Origin of the sequence: Streptomyces sp. SID13666 (genome assembly GCF_010548325.1) — a bacterium.
GTDB lineage: Bacteria > Actinomycetota > Actinomycetes > Streptomycetales > Streptomycetaceae > Actinacidiphila > Actinacidiphila fildesensis.
Genome location: NZ_JAAGLX010000001.1, coordinates 348,217 through 364,007, shown reverse-complemented (window position 1 = coordinate 364,007; position 15,791 = coordinate 348,217). Strand labels below are relative to the sequence as shown.

14 protein-coding genes are annotated in these 15,791 nt (G+C 70.4%); 3 read left to right on the top strand and 11 right to left on the bottom strand.

From position 1 onward, the window contains the following. Positions 1 to 35: 35 nt before the first annotated feature. From G3I60_RS01735 to G3I60_RS01695, 9 genes are all read right to left on the bottom strand, one after another. Positions 36 to 2,396: an MMPL family transporter gene (locus G3I60_RS01735; protein ID WP_164292519.1), complete on the bottom strand. Its 2,361-nt coding sequence runs from the start codon at positions 2,394 to 2,396 to the stop codon at positions 36 to 38. Between the two features lie 102 nt (positions 2,397 to 2,498). Further along, positions 2,499 to 3,389 (bottom strand): 4'-phosphopantetheinyl transferase superfamily protein, encoded by an 891-nt coding sequence (locus G3I60_RS01730; protein WP_164292520.1) that lies wholly within the window; start codon positions 3,387 to 3,389, stop codon positions 2,499 to 2,501. Continuing rightward, positions 3,386 to 3,982 carry a ferritin-like domain-containing protein gene (locus tag G3I60_RS46670; protein WP_138354581.1) on the bottom strand — a complete coding sequence of 199 codons (597 nt, stop codon included), beginning with the start codon at positions 3,980 to 3,982 and terminating at the stop codon, positions 3,386 to 3,388. The genes G3I60_RS01730 and G3I60_RS46670 overlap by 4 nt, the downstream gene beginning before the upstream one ends. Next, positions 3,979 to 5,082 carry an SDR family oxidoreductase gene (locus tag G3I60_RS01720; RefSeq protein WP_164292521.1) on the bottom strand — a complete coding sequence of 368 codons (1,104 nt, stop codon included), beginning with the start codon at positions 5,080 to 5,082 and terminating at the stop codon, positions 3,979 to 3,981. Before G3I60_RS01720 ends, G3I60_RS46670 begins: the two co-directional genes overlap by 4 nt. Next, a complete protein-coding gene (locus tag G3I60_RS01715; RefSeq protein ID WP_164292522.1) occupies positions 5,079 to 6,014 on the bottom strand; it encodes a hypothetical protein in 936 nt (311 codons plus the stop codon). Before G3I60_RS01715 ends, G3I60_RS01720 begins: the two co-directional genes overlap by 4 nt. Next, positions 6,011 to 6,271, bottom strand: coding sequence for a hypothetical protein (locus tag G3I60_RS01710; RefSeq protein WP_138354578.1), 261 nt, complete (start codon positions 6,269 to 6,271; stop codon positions 6,011 to 6,013). The genes G3I60_RS01715 and G3I60_RS01710 overlap by 4 nt, the downstream gene beginning before the upstream one ends. Further along, on the bottom strand, positions 6,261 to 7,175 hold the full coding sequence (locus G3I60_RS01705; protein WP_164292523.1) for a diiron oxygenase: 915 nt from the start codon (positions 7,173 to 7,175) through the stop codon (positions 6,261 to 6,263). The genes G3I60_RS01710 and G3I60_RS01705 overlap by 11 nt, the downstream gene beginning before the upstream one ends. Positions 7,176 to 7,287: 112 nt before the next feature. Continuing rightward, a complete protein-coding gene (locus G3I60_RS44990) occupies positions 7,288 to 8,259 on the bottom strand; it encodes a 3-oxoacyl-[acyl-carrier-protein] synthase III C-terminal domain-containing protein (protein WP_164292524.1) in 972 nt (323 codons plus the stop codon). Between the two features lie 308 nt (positions 8,260 to 8,567). Continuing rightward, a complete protein-coding gene (locus G3I60_RS01695) occupies positions 8,568 to 10,070 on the bottom strand; it encodes a CdaR family transcriptional regulator (protein ID WP_164292525.1) in 1,503 nt (500 codons plus the stop codon). A 691-nt stretch (positions 10,071 to 10,761) separates the two neighbouring features. On the opposite strand from G3I60_RS01695, the gene G3I60_RS01690 reads away from it, so the two are divergent. Next, complete coding sequence (locus G3I60_RS01690) at positions 10,762 to 12,837, top strand: RICIN domain-containing protein (protein WP_232485350.1); 2,076 nt, start codon at positions 10,762 to 10,764, stop codon at positions 12,835 to 12,837. Between the two features lie 122 nt (positions 12,838 to 12,959). Next, positions 12,960 to 13,571, top strand: a complete 612-nt coding sequence (locus G3I60_RS01685) for an LPXTG cell wall anchor domain-containing protein (protein WP_164292526.1) — start codon at positions 12,960 to 12,962, stop codon at positions 13,569 to 13,571. A 46-nt stretch (positions 13,572 to 13,617) separates the two neighbouring features. Here G3I60_RS01685 and G3I60_RS01680 read toward each other — a convergent pair whose 3' ends face one another. Continuing rightward, positions 13,618 to 14,580: an alpha/beta fold hydrolase gene (locus G3I60_RS01680; protein WP_343240773.1), complete on the bottom strand. Its 963-nt coding sequence runs from the start codon at positions 14,578 to 14,580 to the stop codon at positions 13,618 to 13,620. Positions 14,581 to 14,707: 127 nt separating this feature from the next. On the opposite strand from G3I60_RS01680, the gene G3I60_RS01675 reads away from it, so the two are divergent. Continuing rightward, on the top strand, positions 14,708 to 15,385 hold the full coding sequence (locus G3I60_RS01675; RefSeq protein ID WP_164292528.1) for a TetR/AcrR family transcriptional regulator: 678 nt from the start codon (positions 14,708 to 14,710) through the stop codon (positions 15,383 to 15,385). Here G3I60_RS01675 and G3I60_RS01670 read toward each other — a convergent pair. Then, positions 15,354 to 15,728: a hypothetical protein gene (locus tag G3I60_RS01670; RefSeq protein WP_164292529.1), complete on the bottom strand. Its 375-nt coding sequence runs from the start codon at positions 15,726 to 15,728 to the stop codon at positions 15,354 to 15,356. The two genes, G3I60_RS01675 and G3I60_RS01670, sit on opposite strands and share 32 nt — an antisense overlap. Positions 15,729 to 15,791 lie beyond the last annotated feature (63 nt).

Below are 15,791 nucleotides of genomic sequence, written 5' to 3'. Positions count from 1 at the left end.
CAGCACAGGGGCACAAGGGCAGATAGGGATCGGGTTCACGCGCGGCCCGACGGCTCCGAGGCGTCCGAGGGTTCGGGCGCTCTTGCGGATGCGGATGCGGATGCGGTGGCCCGGGTCGGGCGCCGGCCCGGCAGCCACCAGTTCCACCGGCCCATCAGCCGCATGGCGGCGGGCACGACGATGAGCCGGATGACGGTGGCGTCCAGGGCGATCGCCAGTGCGAGACCGAGGCCGAGCTGCTGGATCGGCATGATGCCGGTCAGCGCGAAGGCCCCGAACACCGCGACCATCAGCAGTGCGGCCCCGGAGATCAGAGGCGCGGTGCGGGCCATTCCGGTGGCCACGGCAGTCGTGTTGTCCGCGCCCGCGTCGTGCTCCTCGCGGATGCGGCGGAGCAGGAAGACCTCGTAGTCGGTACTGAGACTGAACAGGATCGCCAGCAGCAGGATCGGGACGAAGTTCTGGAGATGGTCCGACTGGTCGAAGCCGAAGAGGGCGGCGCCCAGGCCACGTTGGAAGACCAGGACCAGCACACCGTAGGTTGCGCCGAGCGACAGCATGTTGATCGCGATGGCCTTCACCGGGAGCAGCAGGGACCGGAAGGTGACCAGCAGCATCAGGTAGAGGACCGCCAGCATCACCGCGACGACCTCGGGCAGGGCGTCCCCGATCGCCGTGTTGGCGTCGGCGCCTTCGGCGGTCTCGCCGCCGACCACCGCATGCAGGCCGGGGGCATTGGTCCCGGCCGCGGCCGAGCGGACGGCAGCCAGCAGCGCGCGGGACCGGTCGGCGGAGGCGTAGTCGTCCCCGACGACCTCCAGCACGATCGTCCGGCGGTCGGCGGAGACGTAGTGGTCGACGGTGCCGCGGGCGTCGCCGGGCAGCCGCGAGAACACCGCCGGGTTCAGCCCCGCCAGCGGGCGCTGGGGACTGACGGTGCGCAGGACGTCCAGCGGGGAGCTGACCGCGGTGACGTGGGGCAGCCGGAGAAGCTGCTCCTGGAGCGCGGTGACCCTCCCGGCGTCGGGTGACGCGGACAGCGCGGTCCGCGAGGTGATGACGATCTGGTGGGGTGAGGCCGTGCCCGGCCCGAACTGCTCCCGCACGGTGTCGAACCCCTGGCGGACGGGGGACGAGGCGGGCGCGATCCGCGCGTCGGGGGTGAAGGTGTGCAGGTCCATCGAGGGGACGGCCAGTGCCAGCAGGGCGGCGCTCGCCAGCGTCAGGAACAGCACGGGGCGGCGCATGATCTGGCGCGCCACACTCCCCCAGCGGTACCCCCGTTCCCCCGCCGTCCGGCGATGCTCCCCCGTCGACCGGCCCTTCTCCCCTGATGTGCGCCGCTGCATGGGCAGCCGCCCCCACAGGATGCGGTCGCCGATCAGGTGCAGGACGACGGGCAGGACCACGACGCTCGCCAGGGTGGCGAAGGCGACCACGACGACGATGCCCAGCGCGATGGACCGTATGACGTTGAGGTCCACCAGGAAGAGGCTGGACATGGCGAGAACGACGATCAGCCCCGAGAAGAGGACGGTTCGTCCGCTGGTGCGCAGGGCTGTCGCCAGCGCTGTGGTGCGATCGCGTCCCGCGGTCAGCTCGTCGACGTACCGGGAGATGATGAAGAGCGAGTAGTCGACACTGACCCCGAGGCCAATCATGGTCGCCGCGTTCTGGACGAAGATCGACAGTTCGATGTGCGCGGCGAGTACGGACATCACCCCGAAGGTCAGGACGATGGCGGTCACCGAGACCACGAACGAGACCACGGCCGCGACGACACCGCGATAGAGCAGCAGCAGGATGAGCAGCACCAGCGGGAAGGTGATGAGCTCGGCCTTCTGCAGACCTTCCGCGCTCAGCTTGTTGATCTCGCCCCAGAACGTTCCGGCGCTGACCATCGACACCCGCAGCCCTTGGGGCGCGTAGCGGTGGTCGATCTCCTGCTGCACATCCGGCAGGACGCGACGGGCCGTCCCGTCGTCCAGCGCCAGCCCGACCATGGTGACGGCGGTCCGGCGGTCCTTGCCCACGAACTCCTGCCGGGAGTGTCCGGACAGGGTGAGCCAGCCGTAACCGCCCGTCGTCTCCAGCCGCTTGTCAGCGGTGACCTCGCGCATGACCTGGCTCATCCGACGGTCGAACTCCGGGCTGCCGGCGACGTTCCGTTCGTCCGTCACGACCAGCGTGAGGTTGCTGGCGCCGCGGTCGGCGAATCCCGACCGCATCGACTGCACCGCCTTCGACGAGTCCGATCCGGGTACGTACCACCCGCCGCCGCTCAGCCGGTCGGCCAGCGGCAGCGCCGCGATGGCGGCGGCGACGAGCGCCACCAGCCAGAGGGCCAGCAGGGGTCCGCGGAACCGGTGGAGGGCTTGGCTCAGACGCTGCGACATGGCGCACTCCGGTGGGTCGGTGGTCAGGAGGGTTCGGGCGGGTGGGACGGGCGAGCGGGGGCCGCCTGCGTGCCGGCCGGAGAAGTACGCGGTTGCTCCGGGTCAGGGCTGCGCGCCCACGAGCCCCGCCAGTTGCCCCAGGGTGGTCACCTCCCGCAGGTCGGCCTGGGTGAACAGCGCGTCGAACTCCTCCTGCAGGTCGACGGCCATCTCGACGAGCAGGAAGCTGTCGGCGGCGAGGTCCCGCAGGTTCGTCTCGGGCGTCAGGGTGTCGACGGGAACGGAAAGCGTCGCGCTGATGCGGTGGGCGACGTCGTCGAAGGTGACGGAGGGCACGGTTGAGGTCCTTACGGAGGTGATCGGGGGACGGTGGAAGGCCGCGGCCACGGACAGCCGGGCATCACCGAACCGGGCGGCGGTGTAGCCGAAGACGGTGTCGTGCGGCGGACGCCGCCGGGCACGGCCGGAGCCGGCCGCGGGGTCGTCGGTGGTGTAGTCGAGAAGGACGGTGTGCCGGTTGGCCGGATCTGCCTTGTACAGCGCCTCCTTGACCGTCCACAGCCGTACGTGTTCTGCGGCGCGGGCGCTCTCGGGAACGGTGTCGAGCCAGGAGCGTTCGCGTTCGTCGAGAAAGAAGCGCGCGGTCTCCCGGCGCGCATCGCGGGCTGTTTCGAGATCGACCCCGACCCCCACCACACCCCCGGCCGGAACCGCCAGACCCGCGGCCACGGCTGCTCCCCCGATGTGGGAGAGCGACAGACGGCGGTGCGGAAAGGCGTAGGCGGTCGTGTCGGCCGGCAGCCCCAGTACCCCGAGCAGGGTGCGCAGGGCATGCCGGGAGATCAGCCACTGCTCCCGCTGCACCCGGCCGGTGAGTGCGGCGAACCGCGCGCTCTCCGGCCCGGTCAGCGCGGCGGGAGCCAGCGGTCGCCGGGTCCATACGGCAAGCACCGTCGTTCCGCCTCGGACCGGGGTCGCCGCGGGGCTGGTCACGGCGTGCCCTCGGCGAAGGGCGGATCTTCGAAGGGCAGCTCGGGGCCGCCCAGGAACGAGATGCGTTCGCCGTACTCCGCGAGGGTCTTCGCGTAGACCTCCTCGTCGGCCGCGGTGAAGCGAGCCAGGGTGGAGTCGATGTACTCCTGGCCGTACCGGCCCGCCATCTCCTCCAGGGCGTCCCTGACGTACTTCACGTGCCAGCGCTCGTCCTCCATGATCGTCTCGATGGTCCGCCGGACCCGCGGATGGGTGTCCCCGGCCCGCAGATGGCGGCGGTACTGGGCGATCACCCGCTTCTCGAAGACCTGGGTGACCGCCATGACCTCCATGAGGTTGGCGGGCAGGCCGACGGCCTCCAGATACTGGTCCTGGTAACTGCCGGACAACTTCGTCGCCGGGTGACCGAGGTCCTCGATGCAACGGGTCCAGTACTTCGCGTGGTTGGCCTCGTCGGCGAAGTGGTGGGTCACGTTCGCCTGGAGCGGGCCGCCGCGCAGGGTGCGGGCGACCCGGCCGAAGAACAGGGCACCGTTGATCTCGGACGAGCGGTAGTAGCTCAGCAGCCACAGGTCGTTCTCGGAAAGGGTCACGATGTCTCCTCGGGCCGGCGGCCCCACTTCGAGGTGACCAGCCGGGTGCAGGTGGCCTCGGTCAGCGCGTACGGATCGGGGGCCGCGTACGCGGGCCAGGCCGCGCGCAGCGCTTCGTTGCGGAACGTCTTCGGCAGATAGAGCTGGGCGGCGAAGGGTGAGACCGACGCGAGTGACTGGTGGAGCGGCCCGGCGCGCAGCCCGGTGGCGGCGTGCAGCAGGTCGTCGAAGCTCTCCCGGTCGCAGGGGACGGGCCGGATCAGGCCCCGCCGCCGGAATCCCGGGTCTCGTTCGAAGACGCTGAAGGCGAGGTCGACGAGCTCCCCGAGGGTCGGCGTCCGCGCCGGGTCGGGGCAGACGTGGTAGACACCGTCGGCGACCGCGGGATCGAGCAGGCGGGTGACCGCGGAGACGGTGAAGGCGGCCGTCGCGAGGGAGAGCGGGGTCTTCTCGTCCCCCGGCAGCAGCGACAGCAGCCCGTAGTGGAAGAGCTTGAGCGTGTTGTGGAAGACGTTGTACTGCGTGACGTGCCCGCTGTCGTCGTCGGCGATGACCGTGGGCAGCCGCAGTACGGAGACCGGCATCTCCCCGGCCGCGCCCAGGAGTTGTTCCTCGGCCGCCCACTTCGACCACTCGTAGTGGTTGACGAAGCCGGCGTCCGGAAGCCGCTCCTCCGCGATGTCGCCCTCATGGCTGCCTGCGGCGTACAGCGTGGACAGCAGGGCGAACCGCTGCAGGTTCTCGCACCGTCCCGCGAAGGCCCGCAGCCGAACGGCGCCCGCCACGTTGACGTCGGCGGCGATATCGCGCTCGACGTTGAAGCGGGTGACGGCTGCCCCGTGGACGATGCGGGTGACCACACCCGGATCGACGTCGGACAGCAGGCTGTCGTGGCGGACGTCCGCCGCCACACACCGGGTACGCCCTGCGGCGTCCGGTCCCAGTTCCTCCGCCAGCCGCTCCCACTTGCTGTCGAGTTCGATTGCGGAGGCGGCACGGACGGCCAGGATCAGGTCGTCGTCCCCGTCGTCGAGCAGTGCGGCGGCAAGCCGGCGGCCCAGGTAGCCGTCCGCGCCGGTGATGACCGTGGTTCCCCTCACTCCGCCCCTCCCCGCAGCTTCGCCAGGACCGTCGTCGCCGCGTCCTCCAGGGCGGGCCAGGAAGCGGGGTCGAGGCCGTGGCGGTCGGTGAGGGCGAACAGCCAGCGTTCGAGGCCGAAGGCGAGGCAGCTGCTGTCGGCGGCCCGGCCGTCGCGGGTGATGCCGAAGCCGGACCCGAAGTGGTCGTGGTGCCGGTTGACCGAGGCGATGGCCAGGTCACCGCCGTACGTCGCCTCGTACTTCACCGGCTGGACGCGCTGCAGCAGATGGCGCGGGTTGTCCTCGGGCCGGAAGAACGGGTCGGTCGCCGTGAGCCACTCCAGGTCCAGGTCGATCAGCCCGAAGAACAGGTCGAGGGCGGTCCTGGCCCGGTCGAGGAAGGCGACCGTCTCGGCGGCGGTGCCGACGCAGACGATCTCCCGCATCGTGAAGCTGCTCAGCCGCCGCAGCGGCACGTAGTGCGTCTCCTGCCGGAAACAGATGTTACGTGTCGTCAGGTACAGCGCCTGGTCGAGCACTTCGCCCTGATGGCCGCTGTAGAGGTGGTAGCAGGCCGCCGGGGTCAGGACCTCGGTGACCGGTGAGAGCCCGGACAGTTCGACCCGCCCGTCCTCGTCCATGACGGGGCCGGTGAGGAAGGCGTCGATGTTCGGCTCCTCGGGGCTCAGCCGGGCCACGAAGGTCGCCTGGTGCGGGAAGGAGCGGAGGTAGCCGACCTGTTGCAGCCGTTCGGCGGGCAGTGACGCGGGGTGCCGCTCCTCCTCCGCGTCCCAGAGGGAGGCGAGCCGCACGAAGGCGCGGTCGCACTCCTCGGCGAGCCGCAACAGCGGGCCGCGCAGGGCCGCCTGCCCGGACGGCTGCCAGGAAAGGCCGATACCGTGCAGAGCGGCGAGCCGTTCGGAGCCGGCCGCGCTCGCTGCCGCGCGCTTCACGGTGTCACCCCGGCTCCGCCGAACCGGTCCACCATCGTGTGGATGTCACGGAAGTCCCCGGGCCGCAGGTCCTCCACTTCGATCGGTGCGGCGCGCAGCCGTTCCAGGAGCAGCAGGAGTTCCGGCAGGTGCACGGACCTCAGATGCCGCTCCTCGAACAGCGGCGTCCGGTCCGTCAGGCCGTCGGCGGACAACTCGGGGGCCTTGGTGAGGACCCAGGACCTGAGCAGGTCCCGGATCTCCTGGTCAGAACGCATCGGCCGGCTCCTTTTCGAGAATCCCCGCCTCGGTGAGGAAGGACAGCACCTTCGTCGACACCGCACGCCGGTGGGCGCCCTGCGCCGGTGCGGACCAGGCCTGCTCGGCGACCTCCCAGGGATCGTCGAGCCCGGCGTCGGCGTAGACGTCGGGGTTGTAGTACTCGCGCCAGCTGACGACGAAGAACTGCTCCAGCTGACGGCGCAGGTCGGCCACCGTGTCGTCGCCCCATGAGGGGACGCAGGCTCCCCACAGCGCGGTGACCAGCTGACGGCCGAAGACCAGGTGCCGTGATTCCTCGACGTGATGGTTGTCGTTGATGAACCGCGCCACGGGGTGCAGCCGGGCGTCCCGGGCCTGGACCCAGTTGTAGCGGTCCACGATCTCCTCGAAGATCATGGTCTTGGCGAAGAAGAGGAAGTCCTCGACGCTCTGCGAACGGGTCTCCTCCAGTGCGAACTGACGGCTCCGGTACACCTTCGCGTACCGGGTGCAGAAGCCGCCGAAGTAGATGCTGTGCTTGTTCTCCTCGTCGAGGAAGTGGTGCAGATACTCCGAGACGTCCACCAGGTCCTTGCGGTACAGCCGCTGCGCCAGGCCCTGCATCAGGCCCTTCTCGCCGTGGATGTTGAGGCTGTAGAAGTTGACGGCCTCGTGAAAGGCCAGCCGCCGCCTGGCGGGCTCGTCGAGCGTGTCCCACAACGGGGTGCCGTACAGGCTCACGTACTCCGGTGAGCTGAACCAGTCATCCTCGGGCCGGACCTCCGCCGGCCACTGCCGCAGCGTGATGTAGGGGTTCTGGTAGGAGCGCTTCGAGAGGTGGCTGAGCCTGCTCACGGTGTCACCGAGCGAGGCGATGGCCTCGGCGAGCCGGGGCTTCGGAGCATTCGCTGTACTACTCACACTGTCCTCATCTGACGTGTCGTGTCGGTTCGCGTACCGGTGGCAGGCGGTCCGGGCGGATCCGCCCGGACGCTGCGGCCGCGGGCGTTGCGGCCGCGGACGCTCCTCCGGCTCACGCTGCGAAGGACTCAGTGGCCTGCAGGATCACGCACTGCCAGTTCAGACCGAATCCGGCCATGACGAGCGCGACGTACTGACCGGGCCGCAGCCGGCCGGAAGCGATCAGTTCCGCGAGGTTGATGATGTTGTCGGCGGAGATGACGTGCCCCACGTCCCGCATGGAGGAGAAGAAGACCTTCCCGGCGTCCACCCCGAGCAGCCGGGCCAGGATCTGCCAGGCCTTGTCGTTGGTGTTCTGGGTGACGACCCAGTCGAGGTCCGCGGCCGACAGCCCGGCGCGGGTCAGGGTCTCGCGCACCAGCCGGTGGGTGTACGCGAAGTACATGCCGACCGTCTCGTCGTCATCCGCCTGTCCGAGGCCGCCGTTGGTGATCTGGTGTGCTGTCACCAGGCGGAACGCGGCGGGTTCCCGGCTGACGACGCACGCTGCGGCGCCGTCGGAGATGAGGTTGTAGGCCTGCTCGTACCGGGCTCCCTCCGGGAAGCGGTCGGCCGTCACGCACAGCACCCGCTCCCAGTCCTCCTCGGCCCGGAGCATCGCCCCGGCCAGCCGCAGGGAGCCCAGCATCGCCGTGCACGCCTGCTGGTTGAGCCCGATGACGACGGCCTTCCCGAGCCCGAAGTCGGCCTGCAGCCGGCCGGCGGGAAAGTCCATGAGGTGCTTCACGTCCCGGCTGCGCTCCCACGCGGCCGGGTCTCCGGCGTTGCCGTTGCCGGGCAGGCACGTCGCGTAGACGATCGCGTCCACGTCGCCCAGCCGGCCGGAGTCGGCGAGTTGCGCGGTGACGTTCCTCGCCAGGTCGTAGGCGCCGGTCGTCGGTTCACAGACGTGGTGCCAGCGGAAACCGGCCGACTCCAGGTCCTGCGCCGAGGACATCAGGTGCCCCGCGGCGCCGGTCTCGCTGACATGGGCTTTGCGTTCGCCCAGTGCGTGGACGAACGAGTCGACGAATACGTCGGTCACAGCATCTCTCCCAGCAGGCACTCGGGGACCATGGGCCGTGCCGGGGTCCTTGCCGTCTGCCGCGTTGCGGACGGGACCGTCGGCCCGAGAGGGTCGGCCGCTCATCTGGAAGCCGGGCCATGAACCGGCGGTGAAGCCGGCCACGTGTGCGTGTTCCCCCGCCTCCAGGGTCGCGTGCGCCGATGCCGGAGTCGATGGCCGCCTGCTGCGGATTTCCGCGACCCAGCTGTGCGCCGAGCACAACGCACCAGGTCAGGAGCGGTTCACCAGATCGGAAAGGTCAGGACCGGCGCATCGCGTCCGCGCGCTCAGGGGCAGCGCACGGCCACCAGTGCCATCCGGCAGGCGAGTTGGTGCCGGTCGTCGTCGAGCATGCTGCCGGTGAGCGTCTCGATGCGGCGCAGCCGGTTGAGCACGGTGTTGCGATGGCAGTGCAGCTCGTCGGCGGCCCTGGCTGCCGAGCAGCCGCCGCGGAACCAGGCGTCCAGGGTCGCGAGCAGCAGGTCGCGTTCCTCCTGAGGGCAGTCGAGCAGCCTTCCGAAGGTGTGGCGGGCCAGCCGCTGGGCGACGTGCGGACTGGTCACCACGAGGGCTTCCAGCAGGTGGTCGTCGAAGGCAGCGACGCCATCGGTGGCCGCGGGCAGGGTCTGCAGTGCGGTCTCGGCGCAGTGGTAGGCGGTGGCGATGTCGGAGAGACTGTCGACCTCGCAGGAGATTCCCACCCGCCGGCCCACGCCGGACGAGAGCGCTTCGACCAGCCGCCCCAGCGAGGTGCTGCCCAGTTCCAGCAGTCCGATGTGCCGGTCGGTGCGCCTGCGCCAGACGGCCAGGACCGTATGGGAGGGCAGGGCGTGACGCAGCGCGCGCGGCGTCCCGCTCCCGAAGCCGTCGGCGTCGTGTTGCCCGTTCGGCGCCGTCTCGTCGGCCATGGTGATCACGACGAACCGGCCGCGCGCGGGAAGGCCGAGAGTCACCTGCGCCTCGGCCGCGACCACCGGCTCGACGCCGCGGCCCTCGATCAGCGCGTCGATCACCGTCTCACGGCGTGCGCTGCTGCGGCGCTGGGCGTCGGCCTCCGCCACGCGGTGCCCCTCGACGAAGGCCTGCGAGTAGCTGTCGAGCGCGTCCCACACGGGGCCGCTCTCGTCGAGGAGCCGCTGCAGCACTTCCGGGGACAGCGCCCGGGCCTCGTCGAACAGCTTCTCCCAGAGCAGTTGGGTGGCCAGCCGGTGGACGCGGAGCAGGGACTCGACCGACACGCCTTCCTGGGCGCGGTAGTGTCCCCACGCCATCGGGACGGCCAGCGGATTGCTGTCGGCGGGCGGCTTCCCCGCGAGGATCCGCAGGAACCCGAGGACGTTCTCGTGGAGGGAACGGCGTATTTCGGACCCTGGTACGAGCTCCAGATGCCGTACTCCCCTGCCCACGGTCAGTTCCATGAGCTCTTCGACCAGGTGCGGGAGCTGTCGCAGCAGACCCTCGGCGAGGCCGCGCACCACCGGGGTGGGGCCGCTCCTGTCCCCCTGCGGAGAAGGGAGCCGCAGTATCTCCCCCTGACCTCCGGCCGGGGTGGCGCCGTGGACGGCGCTCTGCACGGCGCTCCGGGCGGATGCGAAATCCGCGTCGACGGCCGGATGCGCGCGGCCCGGTAACTCCTCCAGCCGGCCGTCCCGGGTCCTGCCCGGCGGTCCCGCCGGGATCCGGACTTCCGGGGAGCCGGACGCCTCCGGCGCGGTCGTGTCCCGCGAGCCGGGATACGACCTGTGCCCCAAGTGCTGCTTCCCCACGGACGCGGTACCCCTGGTGGACATCGACATGGCCCTTCCGGTCGTTCAGCGGACGGCGACGGCGCCTTCGCGCACGCGCCTCGGACGACTGCCGGCCGGCGGGCCCGGTCGCGCGATGCTCGGCGCGGCGCCCACCAGGGCTGCACCGCCGTGCCCACCAGCGGCGGCCGGGATCACCGGGCCGCTGACCGCTTTGTCGGGAAACGCAACGGGGGCACAAGGCTGTACGGCGTCCGGCCGGGCGGTTCCCACCCCCGGACGCCCGAGCAGTCTCGCAGCATGTTTATCACCCTCTGGAACAACCAAGTTACCGAACGGTATCGAACCAGCCGCATCCTGCGACGCGATGCGCTACGTTCAACTGACGCCCGGTGCGCGTGGGGTGACGTTCCCTCCGCCGATCGCACCCACGCCACTCCGCGGTCGCGGTTTCGGCGGAGCATAAGGATTCCTAAAGCCGACCTCATGTTCCTGTGAAGGTTCCGCCGCCGAAGTGTCGCCGGGATTCGGTTTCCAGAGGTCTAGACCTCCAGTGCAATGTCACTGCAATACCGAGGCGCAGCAGAGACTCCTCGTCCATGACCGTGCGTCAGTTCGGCCACCCGGCGCCCCATCGGCACCTTTCGCCCCTCCTATAGCAACGAAATCCGTGTGGATGAACGGGCGTTCGATGTGGCAGTGTCCCGCCGCAACGCAGTCCAGACCCAAGGATGGGATGAACTTGTTGCAGCTCAATGATCGAGGCGAGCACCGGCGCCGCTCGGCGGCCAAGAGACGGACGCTCCTCGCCATCGCGCTGGCCTCCGCCACGCTCGTCGCCGGTGGCGTCACCGCACTCGCCACCACGGGCGGCATCGGCGGCACGACCCAGCAGGTGGACTCCGCATCCCCCCAGGCGCTGGACGACGTTCCGCCCGACGAGCCGCGCAAGGGCATGGTGTACAAGGGCCTGGAAGCCGCCCCCGAGGACAGTGCGTGTGTCGGCGGCTTCGAGGTCGAGGGCGTCAAGCAGTGCACGCACGGCCCCGACTCACCGCCCAAGGGCGTGGACATCACCAAGGACACGCCTCCCGCCGTCAAGGCGGCCGTGGTGTCCTCCATACCCAAGGCCGGTGGCGGCAAGGCCCCGGGCGGCGCCGAGTTGCTCTCGGACGTGCCCGCGACGCTGGACGCCGCCCACCCCGGCAAGGCCATCGCCTCGGCGCCGCCCGCCTCGACGGGCACCACGGGAACCGCCGCCAAGAGCGCCGCGGCGCAGGACGCGGCGTCGGCCGTGATCTGTGACGGCGACGGGTCGACCGGCAACCGCGTCCAGGTCGTCTACGCGCACGGCCCCGGCGCGAACCGGTTCGCCGAGTACCTGCCCTCATTCAAGAAATGGGCGCACGACTCCGACGTCATCTACAACGCGAGCGCGACGGAGACCGGCGGTGTGCGGCACATCCGCTACGTCACCGAGTCCGACTGCACCGTCGCGGTACTCAACCTCGAAGTGCCGGCTTCCGCGATGCAGGACTTCAGCGCCACCAACCAGGCGCTGGCGGCCCAGGGCCTGAACCGCCGCGACCGCAAGTACATGATCTTCGCGGACTCCAACGTCTACTGCGGCATCGGCAGCTTCGCGGGCGACGAGCGTCCCGGCCCGGAGAACTCCAGCAACTTCGGCCCCTCCTACGGCCGGACGGACTCCGGCTGCTGGGGAGGTTCGACGCCCGCCCACGAACTCGGCCACAACCTCGGCGCGGTCAACAACAGCGCCCCGCACACCAGCCGTGGCGGCCACTGCGTGGACGAGTGGGACATCATGTGCTACTCGGACACGCCGTACTACCCGCAGATGCAGATCCACTGCCCGAACCGCAGCAGCGATGACCGGCTCGACTGCAATCACGACGACTACTTCAACACCAACCCGCAGCCGGGCAGCTATCTGACGACGCACTGGAACATCGCCAACAACCAGTTCCTGCTCAGCAACGGCGGCAGCAACCCCAATCCCAACCCGACGCCGAGCCCGACGCCTTCCCCCACCAGGACGACCGGGCCGACGCCGAACCCGACCACCACGACGCCCGACCCGAACCCGACGACCGGTCCTGATGTCGTCGTGAGCCAGGTGACGCAGAACTCCGCGGTGCTCACCTGGAAGCCGGCCTCCGGCGCCACCGGGTACGACCTGCTGCTGGACCAGAAGGCCATCGGCAACGTCAAGGCCACCACCGTGCGCGTGGTCAGCCTGAAGCCCGGCACGCAGTACAAGGTCGCCGTAGCCGTGCACGGCGCGGACGGCAAGGTCTCCGCGCCCGGTCGCCAGGCGGCGTTCCGTACCCAGCCGGCCGGCGGAACCACGGCCGGCCCGGTCGAGCCCGGCAAGCGCTACCTGATGCTGAACAGCTTCACCGGACAGGCCGCCGACATGTACGGCGCCTCCCGTGCCAACGGTGCGGTGCTCATCGGCTACCAGCGCCACGGCTACACCAACCAGCAGTGGCTGTTCGAGAACGTCGGCGGCGGTTACGTCCGGGTCAAGTCCGCGGTCTCCGGCAAGTGCCTGCAGATCGGCGGGAAGCCGGTCGCGGGTCAGTGGATCGCCCAGCAGCCGTGCGGCACCGCCGCGTCGCAAGCGTGGAAGATCACTGCCAACGCCACCGGCTACACGCTCGGTGTCAAGGGCTCCCCGCTCGTCCTCGGCGTGAGCAACCGCGACTACTACGGCGGGGCGTTGCTGGAACTGCAGCAGCCCGGCAACCAGGCCTGGCAGCGCTGGACGTTCCAGCAGTCCACGTCCTGACGACGGCCGGAACCACATGAACTGACGGGCCCGCCCCACCGGGCGGGCCCGTCGGCACTCCTGTGGGCCCTCCCGCCGCCCGTCCCGCCGTGTCTCCCGATCCTCCCGAAAGCCGGTCCCCGATGCCCCTCCCGTCCCTCCGCCTGCTCCGGCCGCTCACGGCCGCACTGCTGATCACCCTCACCACCCTGCTGTCGCTGCTGCCCACGGGCCCGGCGTCCGCCCACGGGGACACCATCCACCTGGAGATCACCGGCAATGCGGAGGGCCGCCTGACGGTCACGGCCACCTGGGACGAGGACCACCACCCCGTGGACGAGAAGGTCGCCGCGACGCTGCAGGCGACGGCGGCGGACGGCCGGCAGGTCGGGCCGTGGGCTCTCACCCCGCTGGACATGGCGCAGGGCACCTACACCGTCGCCGTACCGCTGCCGCCCGGCACCTGGCAGATCGCGGCGGAGTCCGCGTTCCCGGCCATCGGCGCCGGTAGGACCACCCTCAAGGTCACAGCCGTTCCGGGCCGCCCGGCGCCCAGCACGTCCGCCACCACGCCTGCTCCGCCGGTCTCCGCCGCTCCGGCCACCAGCCACCCCGCCCAGCCGACCGCGGCCGCCGACACCGGCGGTTCCGGTTCGTCGTCCACCCTGCTGCTGGGTGCCGCCGCAGGAGTCGTCGTGGCGGCCGCCGCCGCGCTCCTGATCGTCCGCCGGCGCCGGTCCGGCAGCCAGGGGTAGTACCGCAAGCGCGGGCGGCCCGGTCCCCTGCCCTGTCGGCCGGCGGTTACGCGTCGACGGCGCCGGAGGCCGAGGCCGCCTCCGGGGCGTCGACGTCCTGCATGAAGTCCAGCAACCGGGCGTTGACCAGGTCCGCGTGGTCGATCTGCGGACCGTGGCCCGTCCCGGCGACGATCTCCGCTCGGGCCCCGGGGATCAGTCGTGGCACCCGTTCCCGTTGCCGCTGCGGGTGCACCAGCAGGCTTCGCTTGCCGAGGACGAGATAGAGCGGGGTGCCGATGGTGCGCAGCTCGTCCTCGGTCAGCGGAAGCGGCGCGGGGCGGCGGATCCGGAAGGCCCGGACGCCCGCCAGGACCATCGCGCGCAGTTCCGGGACGACGAGTACCGGCTGTTCCAGCCAGGACGCGAGCCGCGGGCGCAGCGCCTTGGGTGCGAAGGTGGCGAAGAGGCTGACGAAGACCCAGGCGAAGAAGCGCAGGCCCACCTTCTCCAGACCGCCCGGGTCGAGCAGGGTGACGGAGGCGAGTCGTCCGGGCCGGCGGTGCGCCTGGTTCAGCACCAGCCAGCCGCCGTAGGAGGACCCGACGAGGTGCACCCGGTCCAGGCCGAGTTCGTTCAGCGCCTCATCGAGCCACTGGGCCGCGCGCTCGGGCTGCCACATGGCCTCGCGGTGGACGCTGCGGCCCGGGTCGCCAGGGGTGTCGAGGGCGTACACGGGGCGTTCGGCGCTGAGCGCGGGAGTGTTGGGGTACCACTGCGCGGAACAGCCACCCGCCCCATGGATCAGGACGACCGGCGTGCGGGTCTCGGCCGCGGGGTCGGCGGGGCCGTAGCGGTAGACGTGTGTGGTGCCGAAGCTGGTCTCGACGTCCGTTGCGGAGCGAGCGGGCGCTCCCATCGCGTAAACGGCGTCGCAGGCGGCGAAGTAGCGGTCGCGCAAGGTGTCGTTCACATAGCGGCCGATGTCGCCTCGTCCGCGGGTGCGGGCTCGGGTCGGGTTCTCGGGCACGGCGGCACCTCCGGGAAAGATCCGTTCTTCGTGATACGACCGTACCATAATGTTGATACGGCAGTACCATGAAGGGGTTCGGGGAGCCGGACGGCGAACCCACACCACCGACAGGCGGGGACACGACATGCCCAAGCGCGTGGACCACGAGGAACGGCGCACCCAGATCGCCGAGGCGCTCGTCCGGGTCGCCGGACGGCGCGGGCTGCACGCGGTCGGCATGCGCGACGTGGCAGCCGAGGCCGGAGTGTCGCTGCGGCTGGTGCAGTACTACTTCGAGACCAAGGAGAAGCTGCTCCTCTACGGTCTGCAGCATCTGACCGACCGCTTCACCGCGCGGGTGGGCGCCCGCCTGCGCGCCGCCGGTACGGATCCGGGTCCGCGCGCGACGGTCGAGGCGCTGCTCCTCGCCTCCCTGCCGACCGACGAGGAAAGCCGCACCTTCCACTTGCTCTACACCTCGTACGCGGTCCTGTCCGTGACCGACGAGGCGCTGGCGGCCCAGCCCTTCATCGACAACCCCAACGCCGCGGAGGACGCCCTGACCGGTCTGATCCACCAGGCACAGGAAGCCGGACTGGCCGACCCCGGAACGGACGCGCGTACGGAGGCGATCGCACTGCTCGCCATGGCGGCGGGAATGGGCAGCAGCATCCTCGTCGGACAGCGGGGGCCGGAACAGGCCACCGCTGTACTGCGCCACCAACTGGACCGTCTCTTCACGACCGGCGGACGGGAGCCGACCGCTGTGCGGCCCCCGTCGCGGGCGGTCGTCAGACCTCCAGATCGCCCTCGATCTTCTTGAGTTGATGCCGCGCCATCGCCAGGTTGGCCCGTGCCTTGTCCAGTGCCAGGTAGAGGAAGAGGCCGTTCTTGCCACGCCCCTTGATCAGCCGGATCAGGTGGTACTGGCTGCCGAGGGTGATGAGGATGTCCTCGATGTCGTCCTTGAGGCCGAGCATCTCCATGGTGCGCACCTTGGCTCGCACCACGTCGGTGTTGCCTGCGGCGGCGACCGTCAGGTCGAGGTCCTTGCCACCGCCGAGCGTGCCCAGTGCCATGCCACTGGTGTAGTCGACGAGCGCGACACCCAGCGTGCCCTCGATCGATGTCGTCGCTTCCTTGAGGCAGATCTCGATGTTCGCCATGAGCGGGTACTTCCTTCCGGTCTTTTCGGTGGTGTGCGGTGGTTGATACGTCGTAACGGTGGT

What these genes read in the sequence shown, in the direction of transcription:
- G3I60_RS01735 (WP_164292519.1), bottom strand. Translation starts at nt 2,396, where the DNA reads ATGTCGCAGCGTCTGAGCCAAGCCCTCCACCGGTTCCGCGGACCCCTG.
- G3I60_RS01710 (WP_138354578.1), bottom strand. Translation starts at nt 6,271, where the DNA reads ATGCGTTCTGACCAGGAGATCCGGGACCTGCTCAGGTCCTGGGTCCTC.
- G3I60_RS01695 (WP_164292525.1), bottom strand. Translation starts at nt 10,070, where the DNA reads ATGTCCACCAGGGGTACCGCGTCCGTGGGGAAGCAGCACTTGGGGCAC.
- G3I60_RS01690 (WP_232485350.1), top strand. Translation starts at nt 10,762, where the DNA reads ATGAACTTGTTGCAGCTCAATGATCGAGGCGAGCACCGGCGCCGCTCG.
- G3I60_RS01685 (WP_164292526.1), top strand. Translation starts at nt 12,960, where the DNA reads ATGCCCCTCCCGTCCCTCCGCCTGCTCCGGCCGCTCACGGCCGCACTG.
- G3I60_RS01675 (WP_164292528.1), top strand. Translation starts at nt 14,708, where the DNA reads ATGCCCAAGCGCGTGGACCACGAGGAACGGCGCACCCAGATCGCCGAG.
- G3I60_RS01670 (WP_164292529.1), bottom strand. Translation starts at nt 15,728, where the DNA reads ATGGCGAACATCGAGATCTGCCTCAAGGAAGCGACGACATCGATCGAG.